At 55.4% G+C, this 17,779-nt stretch carries 18 protein-coding genes; 10 read left to right on the forward strand and 8 right to left on the reverse strand.

What is annotated here, in order from left to right; translation table 11 throughout:
* The 7 genes from ftsQ (at window position 1) to mutT (ending at window position 8,327) form a co-directional block, all read left to right on the forward strand.
* A complete protein-coding gene (gene ftsQ, locus ACQG03_RS03670) occupies window positions 1–843 on the forward strand; it encodes a cell division protein FtsQ (protein WP_003856342.1) in 843 nt (280 codons plus the stop codon).
* Window positions 840–2,096 (forward strand): cell division protein FtsA, encoded by a 1,257-nt coding sequence (ftsA, locus tag ACQG03_RS03675; RefSeq protein WP_063163133.1) that lies wholly within the window; start codon window positions 840–842, stop codon window positions 2,094–2,096. Before ftsQ ends, ftsA begins: the two co-directional genes overlap by 4 nt.
* A gap of 62 nt (window positions 2,097–2,158) precedes the next feature.
* Window positions 2,159–3,310: a cell division protein FtsZ gene (ftsZ, locus tag ACQG03_RS03680; protein ID WP_022647048.1), complete on the forward strand. Its 1,152-nt coding sequence runs from the start codon at window positions 2,159–2,161 to the stop codon at window positions 3,308–3,310.
* 101 nt (window positions 3,311–3,411) lie between these two features.
* Window positions 3,412–4,329 carry a UDP-3-O-acyl-N-acetylglucosamine deacetylase gene (gene lpxC / locus ACQG03_RS03685; protein ID WP_003856337.1) on the forward strand — a complete coding sequence of 306 codons (918 nt, stop codon included), beginning with the start codon at window positions 3,412–3,414 and terminating at the stop codon, window positions 4,327–4,329.
* Between the two features lie 280 nt (window positions 4,330–4,609).
* On the forward strand, window positions 4,610–5,113 hold the full coding sequence (secM, locus tag ACQG03_RS03690; protein ID WP_074148358.1) for a secA translation cis-regulator SecM: 504 nt from the start codon (window positions 4,610–4,612) through the stop codon (window positions 5,111–5,113).
* A gap of 58 nt (window positions 5,114–5,171) precedes the next feature.
* The gene (secA, locus tag ACQG03_RS03695; RefSeq protein ID WP_045622469.1) at window positions 5,172–7,877 is read left to right on the forward strand and encodes a preprotein translocase subunit SecA; all 2,706 of its coding nucleotides are present in this window, start codon (window positions 5,172–5,174) and stop codon (window positions 7,875–7,877) included.
* A 57-nt stretch (window positions 7,878–7,934) separates the two neighbouring features.
* Entirely contained in the window at window positions 7,935–8,327 is a 393-nt protein-coding gene (mutT, locus tag ACQG03_RS03700) for an 8-oxo-dGTP diphosphatase MutT (RefSeq protein ID WP_032625594.1), read from the forward strand.
* Window positions 8,328–8,361: 34 nt separating this feature from the next.
* Here mutT and yacG read toward each other — a convergent pair whose 3' ends face one another.
* From yacG to coaE, 3 genes are read right to left on the reverse strand one after another with little or no spacing between them, the layout of a single operon-like run.
* A complete protein-coding gene (yacG, locus tag ACQG03_RS03705) occupies window positions 8,362–8,556 on the reverse strand; it encodes a DNA gyrase inhibitor YacG (RefSeq protein ID WP_003856332.1) in 195 nt (64 codons plus the stop codon).
* Between the two features lie 9 nt (window positions 8,557–8,565).
* Window positions 8,566–9,309: a cell division protein ZapD gene (zapD, locus tag ACQG03_RS03710; protein WP_022647052.1), complete on the reverse strand. Its 744-nt coding sequence runs from the start codon at window positions 9,307–9,309 to the stop codon at window positions 8,566–8,568.
* Complete coding sequence (gene coaE, locus ACQG03_RS03715; protein ID WP_022647053.1) at window positions 9,309–9,929, reverse strand: dephospho-CoA kinase; 621 nt, start codon at window positions 9,927–9,929, stop codon at window positions 9,309–9,311. Before coaE ends, zapD begins: the two co-directional genes overlap by 1 nt.
* 228 nt (window positions 9,930–10,157) lie before the next feature.
* Here coaE and ACQG03_RS03720 point away from each other — a divergent pair, with 228 nt between their 5' ends.
* Complete coding sequence (locus ACQG03_RS03720) at window positions 10,158–11,201, forward strand: GMP reductase (protein WP_022647054.1); 1,044 nt, start codon at window positions 10,158–10,160, stop codon at window positions 11,199–11,201.
* Window positions 11,202–11,234: 33 nt separating this feature from the next.
* Here the strand turns inward: ACQG03_RS03720 and hofC are convergent, their stop codons facing one another.
* From hofC to nadC, 4 genes are all read right to left on the reverse strand, one after another.
* Window positions 11,235–12,419, reverse strand: coding sequence for a protein transport protein HofC (gene hofC, locus ACQG03_RS03725; RefSeq protein ID WP_063163131.1), 1,185 nt, complete (start codon window positions 12,417–12,419; stop codon window positions 11,235–11,237).
* Window positions 12,409–13,788 (reverse strand): type II secretion system protein GspE, encoded by a 1,380-nt coding sequence (gene gspE, locus ACQG03_RS03730; protein ID WP_022647056.1) that lies wholly within the window; start codon window positions 13,786–13,788, stop codon window positions 12,409–12,411. Before gspE ends, hofC begins: the two co-directional genes overlap by 11 nt.
* A 12-nt stretch (window positions 13,789–13,800) precedes the next feature.
* Window positions 13,801–14,238 (reverse strand): prepilin peptidase-dependent pilin, encoded by a 438-nt coding sequence (gene ppdD / locus ACQG03_RS03735; RefSeq protein ID WP_023299332.1) that lies wholly within the window; start codon window positions 14,236–14,238, stop codon window positions 13,801–13,803.
* A 174-nt stretch (window positions 14,239–14,412) separates the two neighbouring features.
* A complete protein-coding gene (gene nadC / locus ACQG03_RS03740) occupies window positions 14,413–15,306 on the reverse strand; it encodes a carboxylating nicotinate-nucleotide diphosphorylase (protein WP_022647058.1) in 894 nt (297 codons plus the stop codon).
* An 87-nt stretch (window positions 15,307–15,393) separates the two neighbouring features.
* Here nadC and ampD point away from each other — a divergent pair, with 87 nt between their 5' ends.
* Window positions 15,394–15,957, forward strand: coding sequence for a 1,6-anhydro-N-acetylmuramyl-L-alanine amidase AmpD (gene ampD, locus ACQG03_RS03745; RefSeq protein WP_063163130.1), 564 nt, complete (start codon window positions 15,394–15,396; stop codon window positions 15,955–15,957).
* Window positions 15,954–16,808: a beta-lactamase regulator AmpE gene (gene ampE / locus ACQG03_RS03750; protein WP_023299333.1), complete on the forward strand. Its 855-nt coding sequence runs from the start codon at window positions 15,954–15,956 to the stop codon at window positions 16,806–16,808. Before ampD ends, ampE begins: the two co-directional genes overlap by 4 nt.
* A gap of 18 nt (window positions 16,809–16,826) precedes the next feature.
* Here the strand turns inward: ampE and ACQG03_RS03755 are convergent, their stop codons facing one another.
* Window positions 16,827–17,777: a glycoside hydrolase family 43 protein gene (locus ACQG03_RS03755; protein ID WP_023299334.1), complete on the reverse strand. Its 951-nt coding sequence runs from the start codon at window positions 17,775–17,777 to the stop codon at window positions 16,827–16,829.
* Window positions 17,778–17,779: the final 2 nt, after the last annotated feature.

The following is a 17,779-nucleotide window of genomic DNA, read 5'->3' on the forward strand; positions in this document are numbered from 1 at the left end:
ATGTCTCAGGCTGCGTTGAACACGCGCAACCGCGATGACGAAGAAGAATATTCTTCTTCGCGCCGGAGTAATGGAACGCGTCTTGCAGGGATTATCTTCCTGCTCGGGGTGCTGTGCACCGTGTTTATCAGCGGCTGGATGGTGCTGGGCTGGATGGAAGACGCACAGCGGTTGCCGCTGTCGAAGCTGGTAGTGACCGGAGAGCGTCACTACACGCGTAACGATGACATTCGCCAGTCAATTCTGGCGCTGGGGTCGCCTGGCACCTTTATGACGCAGGACGTCAATATTATCCAGAGTCAGATTGAACGTCTGCCGTGGATAAAACAGGCGAGTGTCAGAAAGCAATGGCCTGATGAATTGAAGATTCATCTGGTTGAATATGTGCCGATTGCGCGTTGGAATGATCAGCATATGGTTGACGTAGACGGAAATTCGTTCAGCGTCCCGAGCGATCGTGTCAACAAGCAGAATTTACCGATGTTGTATGGCCCGGAAGGCAGCGAAAACGAAGTATTGCAGGGTTTTCGTGAGATGGGGCAGGTGCTGGCTAAGGATCGCTTTACGTTAAAAGATGCTGCGATGACGGCGCGCCGTTCCTGGCAGCTGACCTTAACGAATGGCATTAAGCTCAATCTTGGCCGCGGCGACACAATGAAACGTCTGGCGCGTTTTGTAGAACTTTACCCGGTTTTACAGCAGCAGGCGCAGACGGATGGCAAACGGATAAGCTACGTTGATTTGCGCTATGACTCAGGCGCAGCAGTCGGTTGGGAGCCGGCTCCGGTCGAGGAACCTAATCAGCAACAAAATCAGGCACAGGTACAGGCAGAACAACAATGATCAAGTCGACGGACAGAAAATTGGTAGTAGGACTGGAGATTGGCACCGCGAAGGTTGCCGCTTTGGTAGGGGAAATTCTGCCCGACGGTATGGTCAATATCATTGGCGTGGGCAGCTGCCCTTCCCGTGGTATGGATAAAGGTGGGGTAAACGACCTTGAGTCGGTGGTGAAATGCGTTCAGCGCGCCATCGACCAGGCTGAATTGATGGCAGATTGCCAGATTTCCTCTGTCTATCTGGCCCTTTCTGGTAAGCACATCAGCTGCCAGAATGAAATCGGTATGGTGCCGATTTCTGAAGAAGAAGTGACGCAGGAAGACGTTGAGAACGTTGTCCACACGGCGAAATCTGTGCGTGTTCGCGACGAGCACCGTGTGCTGCATGTGATCCCGCAAGAATACGCGATCGACTACCAGGAAGGTATCAAGAATCCGGTCGGTCTGTCGGGCGTACGTATGCAGGCAAAAGTGCACCTGATCACATGTCACAACGATATGGCGAAGAACATTGTAAAAGCCGTTGAACGTTGTGGCCTGAAAGTTGACCAACTAATTTTCGCCGGACTTGCCGCGAGCTATTCCGTGCTGACCGAAGACGAACGTGAACTGGGCGTCTGTGTGGTCGATATTGGTGGTGGTACAATGGACATGGCTGTCTATACCGGCGGTGCGTTGCGCCACACCAAAGTGATCCCGTACGCCGGGAATGTGGTGACCAGCGATATCGCTTACGCCTTTGGTACGCCACCGAGCGATGCAGAGGCGATTAAAGTGCGCCACGGTTGCGCGCTGGGCTCTATCGTCGGCAAAGACGAGAGCGTTGAAGTACCGAGCGTAGGCGGTCGACCGCCGCGCAGTTTGCAACGCCAGACGCTGGCTGAGGTAATTGAGCCGCGTTATACCGAGCTGCTCAACCTGGTCAACGAAGAGATTTTGCAGTTACAGGAACAGCTTCGCCAGCAGGGTGTGAAACATCATCTCGCAGCGGGGATTGTATTAACCGGCGGGGCAGCGCAAATTGAAGGTCTTGCGGCCTGCGCTCAGCGCGTGTTCCATACGCAGGTGCGTATTGGTGCGCCGCTGAATATCACCGGTTTAACGGATTATGCTCAGGAGCCGTACTATTCAACGGCGGTGGGCCTGCTGCACTACGGGAAAGAATCCCATTTAAGTGGTGAGGCAGAGGTGGAAAAACGCGTCTCGGTGGGGTCGTGGGTCAAACGACTTAACACCTGGTTGCGAAAAGAATTTTAATTTTTTAAGAGACCGGAGAGAATTAGCGGTCTCGGGCGACAGGCACAACGGAGAGAGAGATTATGTTTGAACCTATGGAATTAACCAACGACGCGGTGATTAAAGTCATCGGCGTCGGTGGCGGCGGCGGTAACGCCGTAGAGCACATGGTGCGCGAGCGCATCGAAGGTGTTGAATTCTTCGCGGTGAACACCGATGCGCAGGCGCTGCGTAAAACGGCTGTTGGCCAGACGATTCAGATCGGTGGTGGCATCACCAAAGGTCTGGGAGCAGGGGCTAACCCGGAAGTGGGCCGCAACGCGGCTGAAGAAGATCGTGAAGCGCTGCGCGCTGCACTGGACGGTGCAGACATGGTCTTCATCGCAGCGGGTATGGGCGGCGGTACAGGTACCGGTGCAGCACCCGTTGTGGCGGAAGTCGCTAAAGATTTAGGTATTCTGACCGTTGCTGTCGTGACCAAGCCTTTCAACTTTGAAGGTAAGAAGCGTATGGCTTTCGCGGAGCAGGGTATCACCGAGCTGTCCAAGCACGTGGACTCTCTGATTACCATTCCGAACGACAAGCTGCTGAAAGTGCTGGGTCGCGGTATCTCTCTGCTGGACGCCTTTGGCGCGGCAAACGACGTGCTGAAAGGCGCGGTTCAGGGTATCGCTGAACTGATTACCCGTCCTGGCCTGATGAACGTTGACTTTGCAGACGTTCGCACAGTGATGTCCGAGATGGGCTACGCGATGATGGGCTCTGGCGTGGCGAGCGGTGAAGACCGTGCGGAAGAAGCCGCTGAAATGGCGATCTCTTCTCCACTGCTGGAAGATATCGATCTGTCTGGCGCGCGCGGCGTGCTGGTCAACATTACCGCTGGCTTTGACCTGCGTCTGGATGAGTTCGAAACCGTGGGTAACACCATCCGTGCATTCGCCTCTGACAACGCTACCGTTGTTATCGGCACGTCCCTTGACCCGGAAATGAACGACGAACTGCGTGTGACTGTTGTGGCCACCGGTATCGGTATGGACAAGCGTCCTGAGATCACCCTCGTGACCAACAAACAGACTCAGCAGCCGGTGATGGATCGTTACCAGCAGCACGGTATGTCGCCTCTGACTCAGGAGCAAAAACCGGCTGCGAAAGTGGTGAACGACCCGACTCCACAAACGGCAAAAGAGCCAGATTATCTGGATATCCCGGCGTTCCTGCGTAAGCAAGCTGACTAAGAATTGGCTGGAATTTGGGGATTTGCGCTCTTTGTGCTAAACTGGCCCACCGTTAGTGATATACACTCTCGGTTGGATAGTTAATTTGGCGAGATTATACGATGATCAAACAAAGGACACTTAAACGTATCGTTCAGGCGACGGGTGTCGGTTTACATACCGGCAAGAAAGTCACACTGACGTTACGCCCTGCGCCGGCCAATACCGGGGTCATCTATCGTCGCACCGACTTGAATCCACCGGTAGATTTTCCGGCCGATGCCAAATCTGTGCGTGATACTATGCTCTGTACTTGTCTGGTGAACGAGCATGACGTGCGGATTTCTACCGTAGAGCACCTGAACGCCGCCCTGGCGGGTCTGGGTATCGACAACATTATGGTTGAAGTCGATGCGCCAGAAATCCCGATCATGGACGGGAGTGCTGCTCCGTTCGTTTATTTGTTGCTGGATGCCGGCATCGAAGAACTGAACTGCGCGAAGAAATTTGTTCGCATTAAAGAGACCGTTCGCGTCGAAGATGGCGACAAATGGGCTGAATTCAAACCGTACAATGGTTTCTCGTTGGACTTCACCATCGATTTTAACCATCCGGCGATTGACTCCAGCACCCAGCGCTATGCGATGAACTTTTCTGCGGATGCGTTCATGCGTCAGATCAGCCGAGCACGTACCTTCGGCTTTATGCGTGATATCGAATATCTGCAATCCCGCGGCCTGTGCCTGGGCGGCAGCTTCGATTGTGCCATCGTTGTTGACGATTATCGCGTACTGAACGAAGACGGTCTGCGTTTTGAAGATGAATTTGTTCGTCACAAAATGCTGGACGCGATCGGCGACCTCTTCATGTGTGGTCACAACATCATTGGTGCCTTTACCGCGTTTAAATCCGGTCATGCACTGAACAACAAACTGTTGCAGGCCGTCCTGGCAAAACAGGAAGCCTGGGAATATGTGACCTTCGAAGACGAAGCTGAACTGCCGCTGGCGTTCAAAGCCCCGACTATGGTCCTGGCGTAACGGTTAAAGCCGTTTCGTAAGAAAAGCGACTGGTTCACCTGGTACTCTCTCCGACCAGGGAAGCCAGTCGTTTTTATTTCTGCCCTTTCTGGATTTGTCTCTCTCACCCCTGGCCTGTGTTGGGTGCCAAATAACGGTGTGTTCGCTGCATTAATGACCGTTTTTACCTGCTGCAAGGTGTCATTCCTGCTGTCGTGTATTGGCTTTAGTGGTAATATCTGGGCGCTAAAAAAGAATAACTGAACTCAGCCTGCACTGGCGGGCGAACGTGGTGGAGCAAGTGAGCGGAATACTGACGCGCTGGCGACAATTTGGCAGACGTTACTTCTGGCCGCATCTCTTATTGGGGATGGTCGCGGCGAGTCTCGGCTTGCCTGTGCTCAGCAACAGCGCAGACGCGGCAACCCCAGCACGTTCCACGACGACCAAGCACGATCTCACCACGCGGGTTAACTTCACTAATCTCGCATGGCTTGAAGCCAGCCGTCGTCCCAATTTCTCCGTTGATTACTGGCAGCAACACGCGATTCGCACGGTTATTCGCCATCTGTCGTTCGCGATGGCGCCGCAGACGATGCCTGTTGCTGAAGAAACGCTGCCGGTCCAGGCTCAGCACCTTGCTCTGCTCGATACGCTCAATGCGCTTCTGACGCAGGACAACCAGCCGCCAGTGACCGTAAGCCAGACGGCGCAAACGGATTTCGTTTCCCCTGCATCCTTCTCTGTTTCGGCCTGGATTAGCCAGGTTCACGGCATCCGTGCCGGGCCTCAACGCCTCAGCTAAATTAACCTTTTTCAATACCTTAATTTATCTGCCCGACTGGGGCGTTTGAGAATTTATTATGCTAATCAAATTGTTAACCAAAGTTTTTGGTAGTCGTAACGATCGTACCCTGCGCCGCATGCGCAAAGCTGTGAACGTCATCAACGGTATGGAACCGGCGATGGAGAAGCTCTCTGATGATGAGCTGAAAGCGAAAACCGCGGAGTTCCGTGCGCGTCTGGAGAAAGGCGAAACCTTAGAAAGCCTGATCCCGGAAGCCTTTGCCGTAGTACGTGAGGCCAGTAAACGCGTGTTCGGCATGCGTCACTTCGACGTGCAGCTGCTGGGCGGGATGGTGCTCAACGAGCGCTGCATCGCGGAAATGCGTACCGGTGAAGGTAAAACCCTGACTGCAACGCTGCCGGCTTACCTGAATGCGCTGACGGGTAAGGGCGTTCACGTTGTTACCGTCAACGACTATCTGGCGCAGCGCGACGCCGAAAATAACCGTCCACTGTTCGAATTCCTCGGCATGACCGTGGGCATTAACATGTCCGGCCTGCCGGCACCTGCGAAGCGTGAAGCCTACAACGCGGACATCACCTACGGCACCAACAACGAATACGGCTTCGACTACCTGCGTGACAACATGGCGTTCAGCCCTGAAGAGCGCGTCCAGCGTAAACTGCACTATGCGCTGGTGGATGAGGTTGACTCCATTCTGATCGATGAAGCGCGTACCCCGCTGATCATCTCCGGCCCGGCCGAAGACAGCTCCGAGATGTACCGTAAAGTCGACAAAATCATTCCTCACCTGCTGCGTCAGGAGAAAGAAGACTCCGATACTTTCCAGGGTGAAGGTCACTTCTCCGTGGATGAAAAAGCGCGTCAGGTCAACCTGACCGAACGCGGTCTGGTGAAAATCGAAGAGCTGCTGGTGGCTGAAGGCATTATGGAAGAGGGCGAGTCTCTGTACTCCCCGAGCAACATTATGCTGATGCATCACGTAACGGCTGCACTGCGCGCGCACGCCCTGTTCACCCGCGACGTTGACTACATAGTTAAAGACGGTGAAGTCATCATCGTCGATGAACACACCGGTCGTACCATGCAGGGACGTCGCTGGTCCGATGGTCTGCACCAGGCCGTGGAAGCGAAAGAAGGCGTGGATATTCAGAACGAAAACCAGACGCTGGCCTCTATCACCTTCCAGAACTACTTCCGTCTGTACGAGAAGCTGGCGGGGATGACCGGTACCGCAGATACCGAAGCGTTTGAGTTTAGCTCCATCTATAAGCTGGATACCGTGGTTGTACCAACCAACCGTCCAATGATCCGTAAGGATATGCCGGACCTGGTATACATGACCGAAGCGGAAAAAATCCAGGCGATCATCGAAGATATTCGCGATCGTACCGCGAAGGGCCAGCCGGTTCTGGTGGGGACCATCTCCATCGAGAAATCTGAAGTGGTGTCTAACGAGCTGACCAAGGCGGGCATCAAGCACAACGTGCTGAACGCCAAGTTCCACGCTAAAGAAGCAGATATCGTTGCGCAGGCGGGTTACCCGGCTGCCGTAACCATCGCTACCAACATGGCGGGTCGTGGTACCGATATTATGCTCGGCGGTAGCTGGCAGGCCGAAGTGGCCGAGCTGGAAAACCCAACCCCGGAGCAAATCGCGCAGATAAAAACCGACTGGCAGGTGCGTCACGACGCGGTGCTGGCATCCGGTGGTCTGCACATCATTGGTACCGAGCGTCATGAATCTCGTCGTATCGATAACCAGCTGCGCGGTCGTGCGGGCCGTCAGGGTGATGCCGGTTCTTCCCGTTTCTATCTGTCTATGGAAGATGCGCTGATGCGTATTTTCGCCTCTGACCGTGTGTCCGGCATGATGCGTAAACTGGGCATGAAACCTGGCGAAGCGATCGAGCACCCGTGGGTTACCAAAGCGATTGCCAACGCCCAGCGTAAAGTAGAAAGCCGCAACTTCGATATTCGTAAGCAGCTGCTGGAATATGATGACGTTGCCAACGACCAGCGTCGTGCGATCTATACCCAGCGTAACGAACTGCTGGACGTGTCCGACGTGAGCGAAACCATCAACAGCATTCGCGAAGATGTGTTCAAAGCCACTATCGACGCGCACATTCCACCGCAGTCTCTGGAAGAGATGTGGGATATCGAAGGCCTGCAGGAACGTCTGAAAAACGACTTCGACCTCGAACTGCCAATCAAAGAGTGGCTGGACAAAGAGCCTGAGCTGCACGAAGAGACCCTGCGCGAGCGTATCTACGAAACCGCGCTGGACGTCTATAAGCGTAAGGAAGAAGTGGTTGGCGCTGAGATGATGCGTCACTTCGAGAAAGGCGTAATGTTGCAGACCCTGGACTCCCTGTGGAAAGAGCACCTGGCGGCGATGGACTACCTGCGTCAGGGTATCCACCTGCGTGGATATGCGCAGAAAGATCCGAAGCAGGAGTACAAGCGTGAATCCTTCTCCATGTTTGCTGCCATGCTGGAGTCGCTGAAGTATGAAGTCATCAGCACTCTGAGCAAAGTTCAGGTGCGTATGCCGGAAGAAGTGGAAGCGATGGAGCAGCAGCGTCGTGAAGAAGCTGAGCGTCTGGCACAGATGCAGCAGCTGAGTCATCAGACCGATGAGAGCGAAGCCGCAGCGGCAATCGCAGCGCAGACGGGCGATCGTAAAGTCGGTCGTAACGATCCGTGCCCATGTGGTTCCGGCAAAAAATACAAGGCGTGCCATGGCCGTCTGAGCTAAGAACATAACAAAACGAAAAGGCGCAGATATCTGCGCCTTTTTTATGGAAGTGACATGATGAAAACACTGCAAATTGCTGTCGGGATCATTCGCAACCCGCAAAACCAGATCTTCATTACCCAACGTGCCGCCGATGCGCATATGGCCAACAAATGGGAATTCCCCGGCGGAAAAATCGAATCAGGTGAAACGCCGGAGCAGGCGCTGGTGCGTGAGCTTCAGGAAGAGGTGGGGATCACCCCGCATGGCGCAACGCTGTTCGATAAGCTGGAGTACCAGTTTCCGGACAGGCACATCACGCTGTGGTTCTGGCTGGTGGAAAACTGGGAAGGTGAGCCATGGGGAAAAGAGGGGCAGCCGGGTAACTGGATTGAGCTTCAGGCCAGCGATGCGGAAAAATTCCCGCCTGCCAATGAGCCTGTGATCCTCCGGCTGGTCGCACAACCGTAGGCCTGCTAAGCGAAGCGCCAGCAGGCTTTAAATGTTACTGCTGGTTTTCGCTCCAGTCATCGCTATCCGAGAGATCGCCTTCGCTCGGAATGCGTTTCTCTTCCGCCGCCCATTCGCCCAGGTCTATAAGTTGACAGCGTTTGCAGCAGAATGGGCGAAATGGACTCACTTCTCCCCAGACGACAGTTTTCCCACAGGTTGGGCAGTTTACGGTGGTTACGTCAGACATCGGCACTCCTTAACAACAGGCCAGTTCAAAATCGAGGCGTTCCGGCACGGTGCCATGCTCACTGTCCAGCGGCATAAAGCGGATCGCGAAACGGCTTTTATGTCCGGAAATTTGCGGGTAAAGCTGCTCGCCAAGAGAGAGATTCAAACGCAGAAGATCGGCGTCGTCGCCGTTATCCTGATAAAAACCGTTGAGACTGGTCTGCTTGCGGAACGGGGCAGAGTTACGCACAAGATCGAGGATCAGGGATAACGTTTGATTCATCGGCTCCAGACTGCCCATCCAGCTGTTTACCTGGCGATCGCGCTGTTCCTGCGGCATGTGCAGCCACATATGCAGCGTTGGAAGGTCAAAGCTACAGCAACCGCCCGGTATGCTCAGACGCTGACGCACCAGCGCAATCAGACGGTCCTCGCGTAAAAATTGTCCAACGCGCGGCGCGGCCATCAGCGTCGCGCTGCTGTTTTTTAGCTGCTGGCGTAAAGCGTCAATTCGACTTTTATCTACGCCCGGTACTTCGGCCCAGGCCTGTAATTTACGCTGCTGGCGCTCCAGCTCTTTCAACAGCTCAGTGCGGACATCGCCGCGTTCAATCACATCCAGCAGATCGCCCACGTTGCGGAAAAAATGCAGCGCGGTGGCGTGATCGTTGACGGGCAGATGTTGTGAAAGTTGTTGAATAAGAAATTCTATGCGTAGCCAGGTACGCATTTTTTCGTTAAGCGGATGCTCAAAAAGGATATGAGTCGACATTATGGTTTTTCCTGTGCAACGGCCTGCGCGGCGAAGGTCAGATACTGCGCGTGCAGACGAGCAACATCCGATGCAATGGCATCTGGTGCGCCGTTATTATCAATAACATCATCCGCAACGGCGAGGCGCGCTTCGCGCGTGGCCTGTGCGGCAAGAATTTGTTCAGCATGCTCGCGTGAAACATGGTCACGCGCCATGGTTCTCTGGATTTGCGTTTCGCGGGAAACGTCAATCACCAGCGTTCTGTCTGCTTTATTTTGAAGCTGATTTTCCACCAGTAACGGGATCACCCACAACACATAGGGCGAACTGGCTGCGGCAATCTGACGCTGAGTTTCCTGGTGGATAATGGGGTGGAGCAGGGCATTAAGCCAGGCTTTTTCCGCCGGATCGGAAAATATGCACTCACGCAGCTGCCGACGATTCAGGGTGCCGTCAGCCTGTATCACACGGCGACCAAAATGCGCTTCGATGGCGTTTAAGGCGGGTGTATTGGGTTCTACCACCTGACGGGCAATGATATCGGCGTCGATAATCGTGATGCCGAGACGAGCAAACGCGTGCGCAACGGTGCTTTTACCACTACCGATGCCGCCGGTTAATGCGACGATATACCCCATTAAATCAGATCCTGGGAATTATTCAGTTTTAAAATCAGTTGCTTAAAATTCAAACTTACAACAGCCAATGTTTAGCTCTCTTTACCCGCTTTTTACCAGGTAAATTTATAGGATTGTAGCGTAAAAAAAGAGAATTTCGCAGTCTTGCGGAGCAGGTATTAGTGCGTATGATAGCGTCACTGGAGTTGTGCTTTTAATATATTTGCCTCTAACCCCAGGAATCCGCACATGCGTATCGAAGAAGATCTGAAGTTAGGTTTCAAAGACGTTCTTATCCGCCCTAAACGCTCTACACTGAAAAGTCGCTCAGACGTTGAACTCGAACGTCAATTCACCTTTAAGCATTCCGGTCAGACGTGGTCTGGCGTGCCGATTATCGCGGCCAACATGGACACCGTCGGGACCTTCGAGATGGCGACCGCGCTGGCGCAATTCGACATCCTTACTGCGGTACATAAACACTACAGCCCTGAGGAGTGGAATGCGTTTGTCGCCTCCGCCTCGGCTGACGTGGTGAAGCATGTGATGGTCTCGACCGGTACGTCTGATGCAGATTTCGAGAAAACCAAACAGATCCTGAACGCCAATCCGGCGCTGAATTTTGTCTGCATTGACGTGGCAAATGGTTATTCCGAGCATTTCGTCCAGTTCGTCAGCAAGGCGCGTGAAGCCTGGCCAACCAAAACCATCATCGCGGGCAACGTGGTGACCGGTGAAATGTGTGAAGAGCTGATCCTCTCCGGGGCCGACATTGTGAAAGTGGGCATTGGCCCGGGCTCCGTTTGCACCACGCGCGTGAAAACCGGTGTGGGTTATCCGCAGCTGTCTGCGGTAATTGAATGCGCTGACGCCGCGCACGGTCTGGGCGGCCAGATCATCAGCGACGGTGGCTGCACCATGCCAGGCGATGTGGCGAAAGCCTTCGGCGGCGGCGCGGACTTCGTGATGCTCGGCGGCATGCTGGCCGGCCACGAAGAGAGCGGTGGTACCGTGGTGGAAGAGAACGGTGAGAAATTCATGCTGTTCTACGGAATGAGCTCTGAATCTGCGATGACCCGTCACGTGGGGGGTGTCGCGAAATACCGTGCGGCGGAAGGCAAAACCGTTAAGCTGCCACTGCGTGGCCCGGTCGAAAACACGGCGCGCGATATCCTCGGCGGTCTGCGTTCTGCCTGCACCTACGTGGGGGCTTCCCGCCTGAAAGAGCTGACTAAACGCACGACGTTTATCCGCGTTCAGGAGCAGGAAAACCGCGTATTTAATAGCCTCTGACGGCTACGGCTGGCGCGCGTCCGTGCGCCAGCATTACCCCGCGCTCATTGCATCCCCCAGATGGAAAATTGGCAGATACATCGCCACCACCAGCGTGCCAATAATCAGACCTGTCACGACCAGTAGCAAAGGCTCAAGAAGCGCCGCCAGATTTTCTGCCTGCTGGAATGTCTGTTCCGTATGATGGCGGGCCAGATTCATCAGCATCACATCCAGTGAACCCGACACTTCTCCGGTGCGAATGAGCTGAATACACAGTGGTGTAAAAACAGAGGCCTTCTGGAAGGAGGACCACACGGGCATCCCCTGTTCGATATCGCTGCGTATCTCACGGAGTTTCTCCTGCCAATAGCCACTCTCAACGGTTTCCTCCACACTCTCCACTCCTTGTAAAAAAGCAATTCCAGCCTGCTGGGTTAATGACAGCACGGTAAAAATTTGCCCCAGTTTTTGCCCACGCATCAGCGTGCCCATCACCGGTACATGTAACAGGACGTACTGCCAGCGCGGATGCCGCCGCAGCTTACAGGCGATGACAACCATTGCCACGAGCAGGGCCAAAAGGGTGAGCATATGCGCCTGAACCAGGGCCGCCAGCCCCATGACTGCCTGCGTGAGCAAAGGGAGCGGGGTGTTGAACGTTTTGTAGATTGCAGCAAACTCAGGCAACACCAGCGTGACCATCGCCAGCACCACGAAAACGGCCAGCGTCAGGATGATCAGCGGATAGCGCAGCGCTTTCTTCACCTTTGCACTGAGCTGCTGCTGGGATTTTTGTTGCTGCGCAAGCTGACGGCAGCAGGCTTCGAGCTTACCCGTCAGCTCACCTGTCTTCACCATCGAGACATAAAGGGGGCTAAACACCTCTGGCCATTTCTTCATGGCCTCTGACAGGGCGCAACCTTCGCTCAGGTCATCAGCAAGACTGTGCAGCAGCGCCTGCCAGTGCTTCAAAGGATGCTGTTCCGCCAGCATGTGCAGGCTTTGGGACAGCGTGAGTCCGGCCTGTAGCAGCGTGGCGAGCTGGCGAAAAATATCGTAGCAGTGTTGCACCTGCCATCGGTGTCGCTGCTGGCAGCGTTTTAGCGCCAGCGGGTGCAGTTGTTTAAGCACCAGAGCCGTGTAAGCTGCGTTACGGTCGATGGCCCAGAGGGTGCCGGTTTGCACCTCCCCCTCGGTGGTCAGGGCACGCCAGCGCCAGAGCGAATTAGCAGCCATCGGGCATTCCCAGGACGCGCAACAGCTCTTCGAGCGTGGTCAGCCCTTGCTCTACGGCCATGCAGCCGTGCTCAAACAAAGAGGTCATTCCCGCCTGACGTGCGCTGGACCCAATCACCTCCGTGCTTGCTCCGCTGGCGATGGCCTGCCGCAGCGTGTCGTCGATGACGAGCACTTCAAAAATGGCTACGCGACCATAAAAACCGTGGTAGCAGCGCTCGCAACCGGTGGGTTGCCAGCGAGGAAGCGGCCGGGGCCACAGCGTGCGAGGTAATTCGGTGTGGCGGCTGGCTTCCTGTCGGCAGTACGGGCATAAACGACGCACCAGCCGCTGGGCAATCACCATCGAGAGCGCCGAAGAGATCATCCAGCGCGCGACGCCCATCTGTTGCAGCCGTACCAGCGTTTCAGTCGTCGAATTAGTATGGAGGGTGGACAGCACCAGATGCCCGGTTTGCGCCGCCTTAATGGCAATTTCTGCCGTTTCGCCGTCACGAATTTCACCCACCATAATGATGTCAGGATCCTGCCTGAGCAGGGCACGCAGCACGCTCTGGAAGGTCAGCCCCGCGCGCGGATTAATCTGCGTCTGGTTTAAGCCTGCAAGCGGGATTTCAACGGGATCTTCCACGCTGCAAATATTAACGTCAGGGGTATTTCGCGCCTGTAACGCGCTGTACAGCGTCACCGTTTTCCCGCTACCGGTCGGGCCGGTGACCAGAATCAACCCCTGAGGGCTGTTAAGCGCCCCGGCAAAACGGGCCTGCTGGTCTGCACTCATCCCCAGCAGTTCAAGCTCCAGTGCCTGCTGCACCTGGTGAAGCAGACGAAGCACGATTTTTTCTCCACCGCTACAGGGAAGGGTTGCGATACGAAAAGAGACGGGGACGCTTGCCAGCTCCACCGTAAACTGACCGTCCTGCGGCAGGCGGCGCTCCGCAATATCCAGTTGGCCCAGCACCTTCAGGCGTGCGGCAAGCGTCGTACCGAGGGCGGCGGAAACCGGCGGTTGCGGGTAGAGAACACCGTCGATTCGCAAACGGATCTGGTAGCCGTGTTCCGTCGGTTCAATATGGATGTCAGAAGCCCGCTGGTTCACTGCCTGCTGCAACGTTGTACTGAGCACGTCAGCGGCTGAGTTTGGCACTATTCCCGGCAGGTGTGATGATGAGAGGGACTGAAGCCGTTTTTCCATCCGTTCGGCCGTCCAGCACTCAATATCAATACGTTTCTGTGTGGCGAAGCGTAACGCTTCCATCAGCTCAGAGGCAGGATTACCCACCACCGCAATGCTGATCATCTCGGTGTCGCTTGCGAGTAGCAGTGCGTGATGGCGCTGACAGAGCGTCATAAGCTGTTCGGTATTCATTGTCGACTCCTGTCAGTTGTTGTCGAAGCGGAAAACATCTTCACAGGCTTGTCTGAGCGCCGTGTCGGACGCAATGTTGCAGGCACGCGTCCAGCCCGTCATACCGTTACCGTCGCTCCAGATCGGTGTCATGAGCACTTCAAGTCCGTTAAGGCTTTCCTGCCCTGTTAACGATACGACCCCCTTCGCCACGCTCATCGCTGAAACGTAACGCGTGGTAGTCGGGGAGGGGATGCCATTGGTTCCTGCGTCGCAGCGATCCACACCACCACGATCCAGGGCGCAAAGCTCAATAGCGGTGCGGTAGGGAATGAACGTTTGAAGCATATCGGTGAGCGCTGCTTTTCGCAGGTAGTTCTGATAGGCCGGGATGCCAATCGCGCTCAGGATGGCAATAATGCCAATGACCACCATTAGCTCAATCAGGGTAAATCCTTGTTGTCTGTTCATATCTGCTCCTTACGTTAAGTGGCGCTACTGTGGCAGTACCGGCGCGCAGAAACGAGGGGCAAAAGCGCGAACGTGAAAGGGCTTTCAGGGAAATGATTCAGTGTTGCAGAGAAGGACAGCGTAATTGCGAGCGGTTTCGTATTTCCCCTCTCCGGGCGGAGAGGGGAAGATCAGTTATTTGAAGCGCATCGAGAGGTCCAGGGCACGTACGTGCTTGGTCAGGGCGCCAACGGAGATATAATCGACGCCGGTTTCAGCAAATTCGCGGAGGGTGTCGAACGTCACGTTGCCGGACACCTCAAGCTGCGCCTGGCCGTTTGTGCGTTTGACCGCTTCACGCATCTGCTCCGTGTCGAAGTTATCGAGCATGATGATGTCAGCCCCCGCTTTAATGGCCTCGTCCAGCTCATCCAACGTTTCCACTTCCACTTCGACCGGCACATCCGGATGCAGCCAGAAGGCTTTTTCCACGGCCTGACGTACCGAGCCAGAGGCAATAATGTGGTTCTCTTTGATCAGGAAGGCATCGGATAGCCCCAGACGATGGTTGGCGCCACCGCCGCAGAGCACGGCGTATTTCAGCGCGGTGCGCAGGCCCGGCAGGGTTTTACGGGTATCCAGTAGCTGCGTGCGGGTGCCTGCCAGCAGGTCAACGTAGCGGCGTACTTCACTGGCAACGCCAGAGAGCGTTTGCACAAAATTGAGCGCGGTGCGTTCACCGGTCAGCAAGACGCGGGACGGGCCGTCCAGCTCGAACAGTGGCTGATTTGCCGTGACCGCATCACCGTCCTCAACGTGCCATGTTACCTGCACCTCGTCGCCCGCCAGCTGGGTAAAGACCTCCTCAACCCAGCGTTTGCCGCAGAAAACCCCCGCTTCGCGGGTGATGACTACCGCGTGCGACCGTGTCTCTTTTGGCAACAATTGGGCGGTAATATCGTTATCGGCGCTGACGTCACCGCCGAGGTCTTCTCTCAGGGCATGGGCAACGCTTGCCGGGATATCACTATTAATACGTTCCAGAAGCGCGTCACGTCGGTGGTCGGGGTTATAGCGGCGAGGCGGCATGATAAAACTCCAAATTGGTAACGAATCATAATATTGAAACATGCTACTCTGAACCGAGTAACAGCACCATAGATAAGGAGTTCCAGCATGTTGTTAGAAAACGGATGGCTGGTGGACGCGCGACATGTACCGTCGCCGCACCACGATTGCCGCCCGGAGGATGAAAAGCCCACACTGCTGGTGGTTCACAACATAAGTCTCCCGCCAGGTGAGTTTGGCGGTCCGTGGATCGACGCGTTATTCACGGGAACGATAGATCCCGATGCTCATCCTTACTTTGCTGAGATTGCGCATTTGCGCGTATCGGCGCACTGCCTGATCCGCCGTGATGGCGAAGTCGTTCAGTATGTTCCTTTTGATAAGCGAGCCTGGCATGCCGGCGTGTCGATGTATCAGGGGCGCGAGCGGTGCAATGATTTCTCCATTGGAATTGAACTGGAAGGAACGGACACCACGCCTTACACCGATGCGCAATATCAGAAACTGGTTGCTGTGACGCAAACTTTAGTGGGGCTTTATCCCGCCATTAAAGACAACATTACGGGGCACAGCGACATCGCCCCCGAAAGAAAAACCGACCCCGGCCCGGCGTTTGACTGGTCCCGGTTTCACGCCATGCTTACCACGTCGTCAGATAAGGAGATAACATGACGTTGTTTACCATGCTGCTGGTTATGATCGCCGAACGCCTGTTTAAGCTCGGCGAGCACTGGCATCTGGATCATCGGCTGGAAGTGTTATTCCGCCGGATCAGGCATTTTTCCATGCTACGCACGCTGCTTATGACGGCAGGTGTGATGGTGATTACGTTCCTGTTGCTACGCTCACTTTACGGCCTCTTTTTCAACGTGCCGCTGCTGGTGGTATGGATACTGCTGGGCGTGTTGTGTATTGGCGCGGGCAAGGTGCGTTTGCACTATCACGCGTATCTGAAAGCTGCTTCCCGGGATGATGTCCACGCGCGCGGCGCGATGGCGAGCGAGCTGACGATGATCCACGGCGTACCGCCGGACTGCGATGAACGCGAATTTCTGCGCGAGCTACAAAACGCGCTGCTGTGGATTAACTTCCGTTACTACCTGGCGCCGCTGTTCTGGTTTGTGGTGGGCGGTCCATGGGGACCAGTACTGCTGATGGGCTATGCTTTTCTGCGCGCCTGGCAGACCTGGCTTGCCCGCTACCTTACGCCGCATGAACGTCTCCAGTCCGGCATTGATGCCATTCTGCACGTGCTCGACTGGCTTCCGGTGCGACTGGTCGGCGTGGTCTATGCCCTCATCGGTCACGGTGAAAAGGCGTTGCCAGCGTGGTTTGCCTCCCTTGCAGACCGCCATACCGCGCAGTATCAGGTCTTAACCCGACTGGCTCAATTCTCGCTGGCTCGCGAGCCGCACACGAACAAAGTCGAAACGCCTAAAGCTGCCGTCTCGATGGCGAAAAAAACGTCGTTTGTGGTGGTGGTGATTGTGGCGTTGCTGACGATTTACGGCACGCTGGTCTGACCCAGCGCGCCGAAGCCGTTACAGCGTATCCGCAGGCGGGATGCCGAAATCAGGCATCCCGTTGTCGTCCCAGCGGACGAGCTTCAGGCGAGTGTGGCGATTCGGATCGTAAAGCGGATCGCCTTCAATTTCAGTGTAGTTTCGCGCGTGGTAGACCAGCACATCGTCGCCTTCCGGCGTCTGCGTAAAGCTGTTATGGCCTGGTCCATACTGACGGTTTTCGTAGCTGGTGACGAACACCGGGCGCGGGGATTTATGCCAGTTAGCCGGGTTTTGCGGATCGGCATCTACGTCTATCCACAGTAATCCCATGCAGTAATTCTCGTCGGTGGCGCTGGCGGAATAGCTGATAAATAGCTTATCGCCATGGAACAGCACCGCCGGGCCTTCGTTGACCCAGAATCCGCGGCACTCCCAGTCATATTCCGGTTTACTGAGCATCACCGGCTCGCCTTTCAGCGTCCACGGATTTTCCATTTCACACAGGTAAAGATTGGAGTTACCGGAAATGTCCGGGGCTTTTTGCGCCCACAGATACCAGCGTTTGCCCTGATGCACAAAGGTAGTGGCATCCAGCGCGAAGGTGTCAAACGGGGTTTTGATTTGCCCTTTTTCCACCCATGTACCGGTGAGCGGATCGCGATCTGCGCATTCAATGGCGAACATGCGATGCTGGAACATCCCGAGTTCGTCGAGCGCCTGGGTATGTGTGGCGGCAAAGTAGATGTACCACTTGCCGTCGATATGATGCAGTTCCGGTGCCCAGATCAGCTGGCTCATCGGGCCGGTGTCGGGCTTGCGCCAGACAACTACCTCTTCGGCATTGCGTAAACCTTCCAGCGAGTCCGCGCGGCGGATCGCCAGCCGGTCATACTCCGGCACGGAGGCGATAAAGTAATATTGCCCATTGTGACGCAGGATATACGGGTCGGCGCGTTGTTCAATAAACGGGTTTGGCCAGGTTTGCATTC

It is taken from the genome of Enterobacter cloacae complex sp. 342H5 (assembly GCF_050030905.1).
GTDB lineage: Bacteria > Pseudomonadota > Gammaproteobacteria > Enterobacterales > Enterobacteriaceae > Enterobacter > Enterobacter intestinihominis.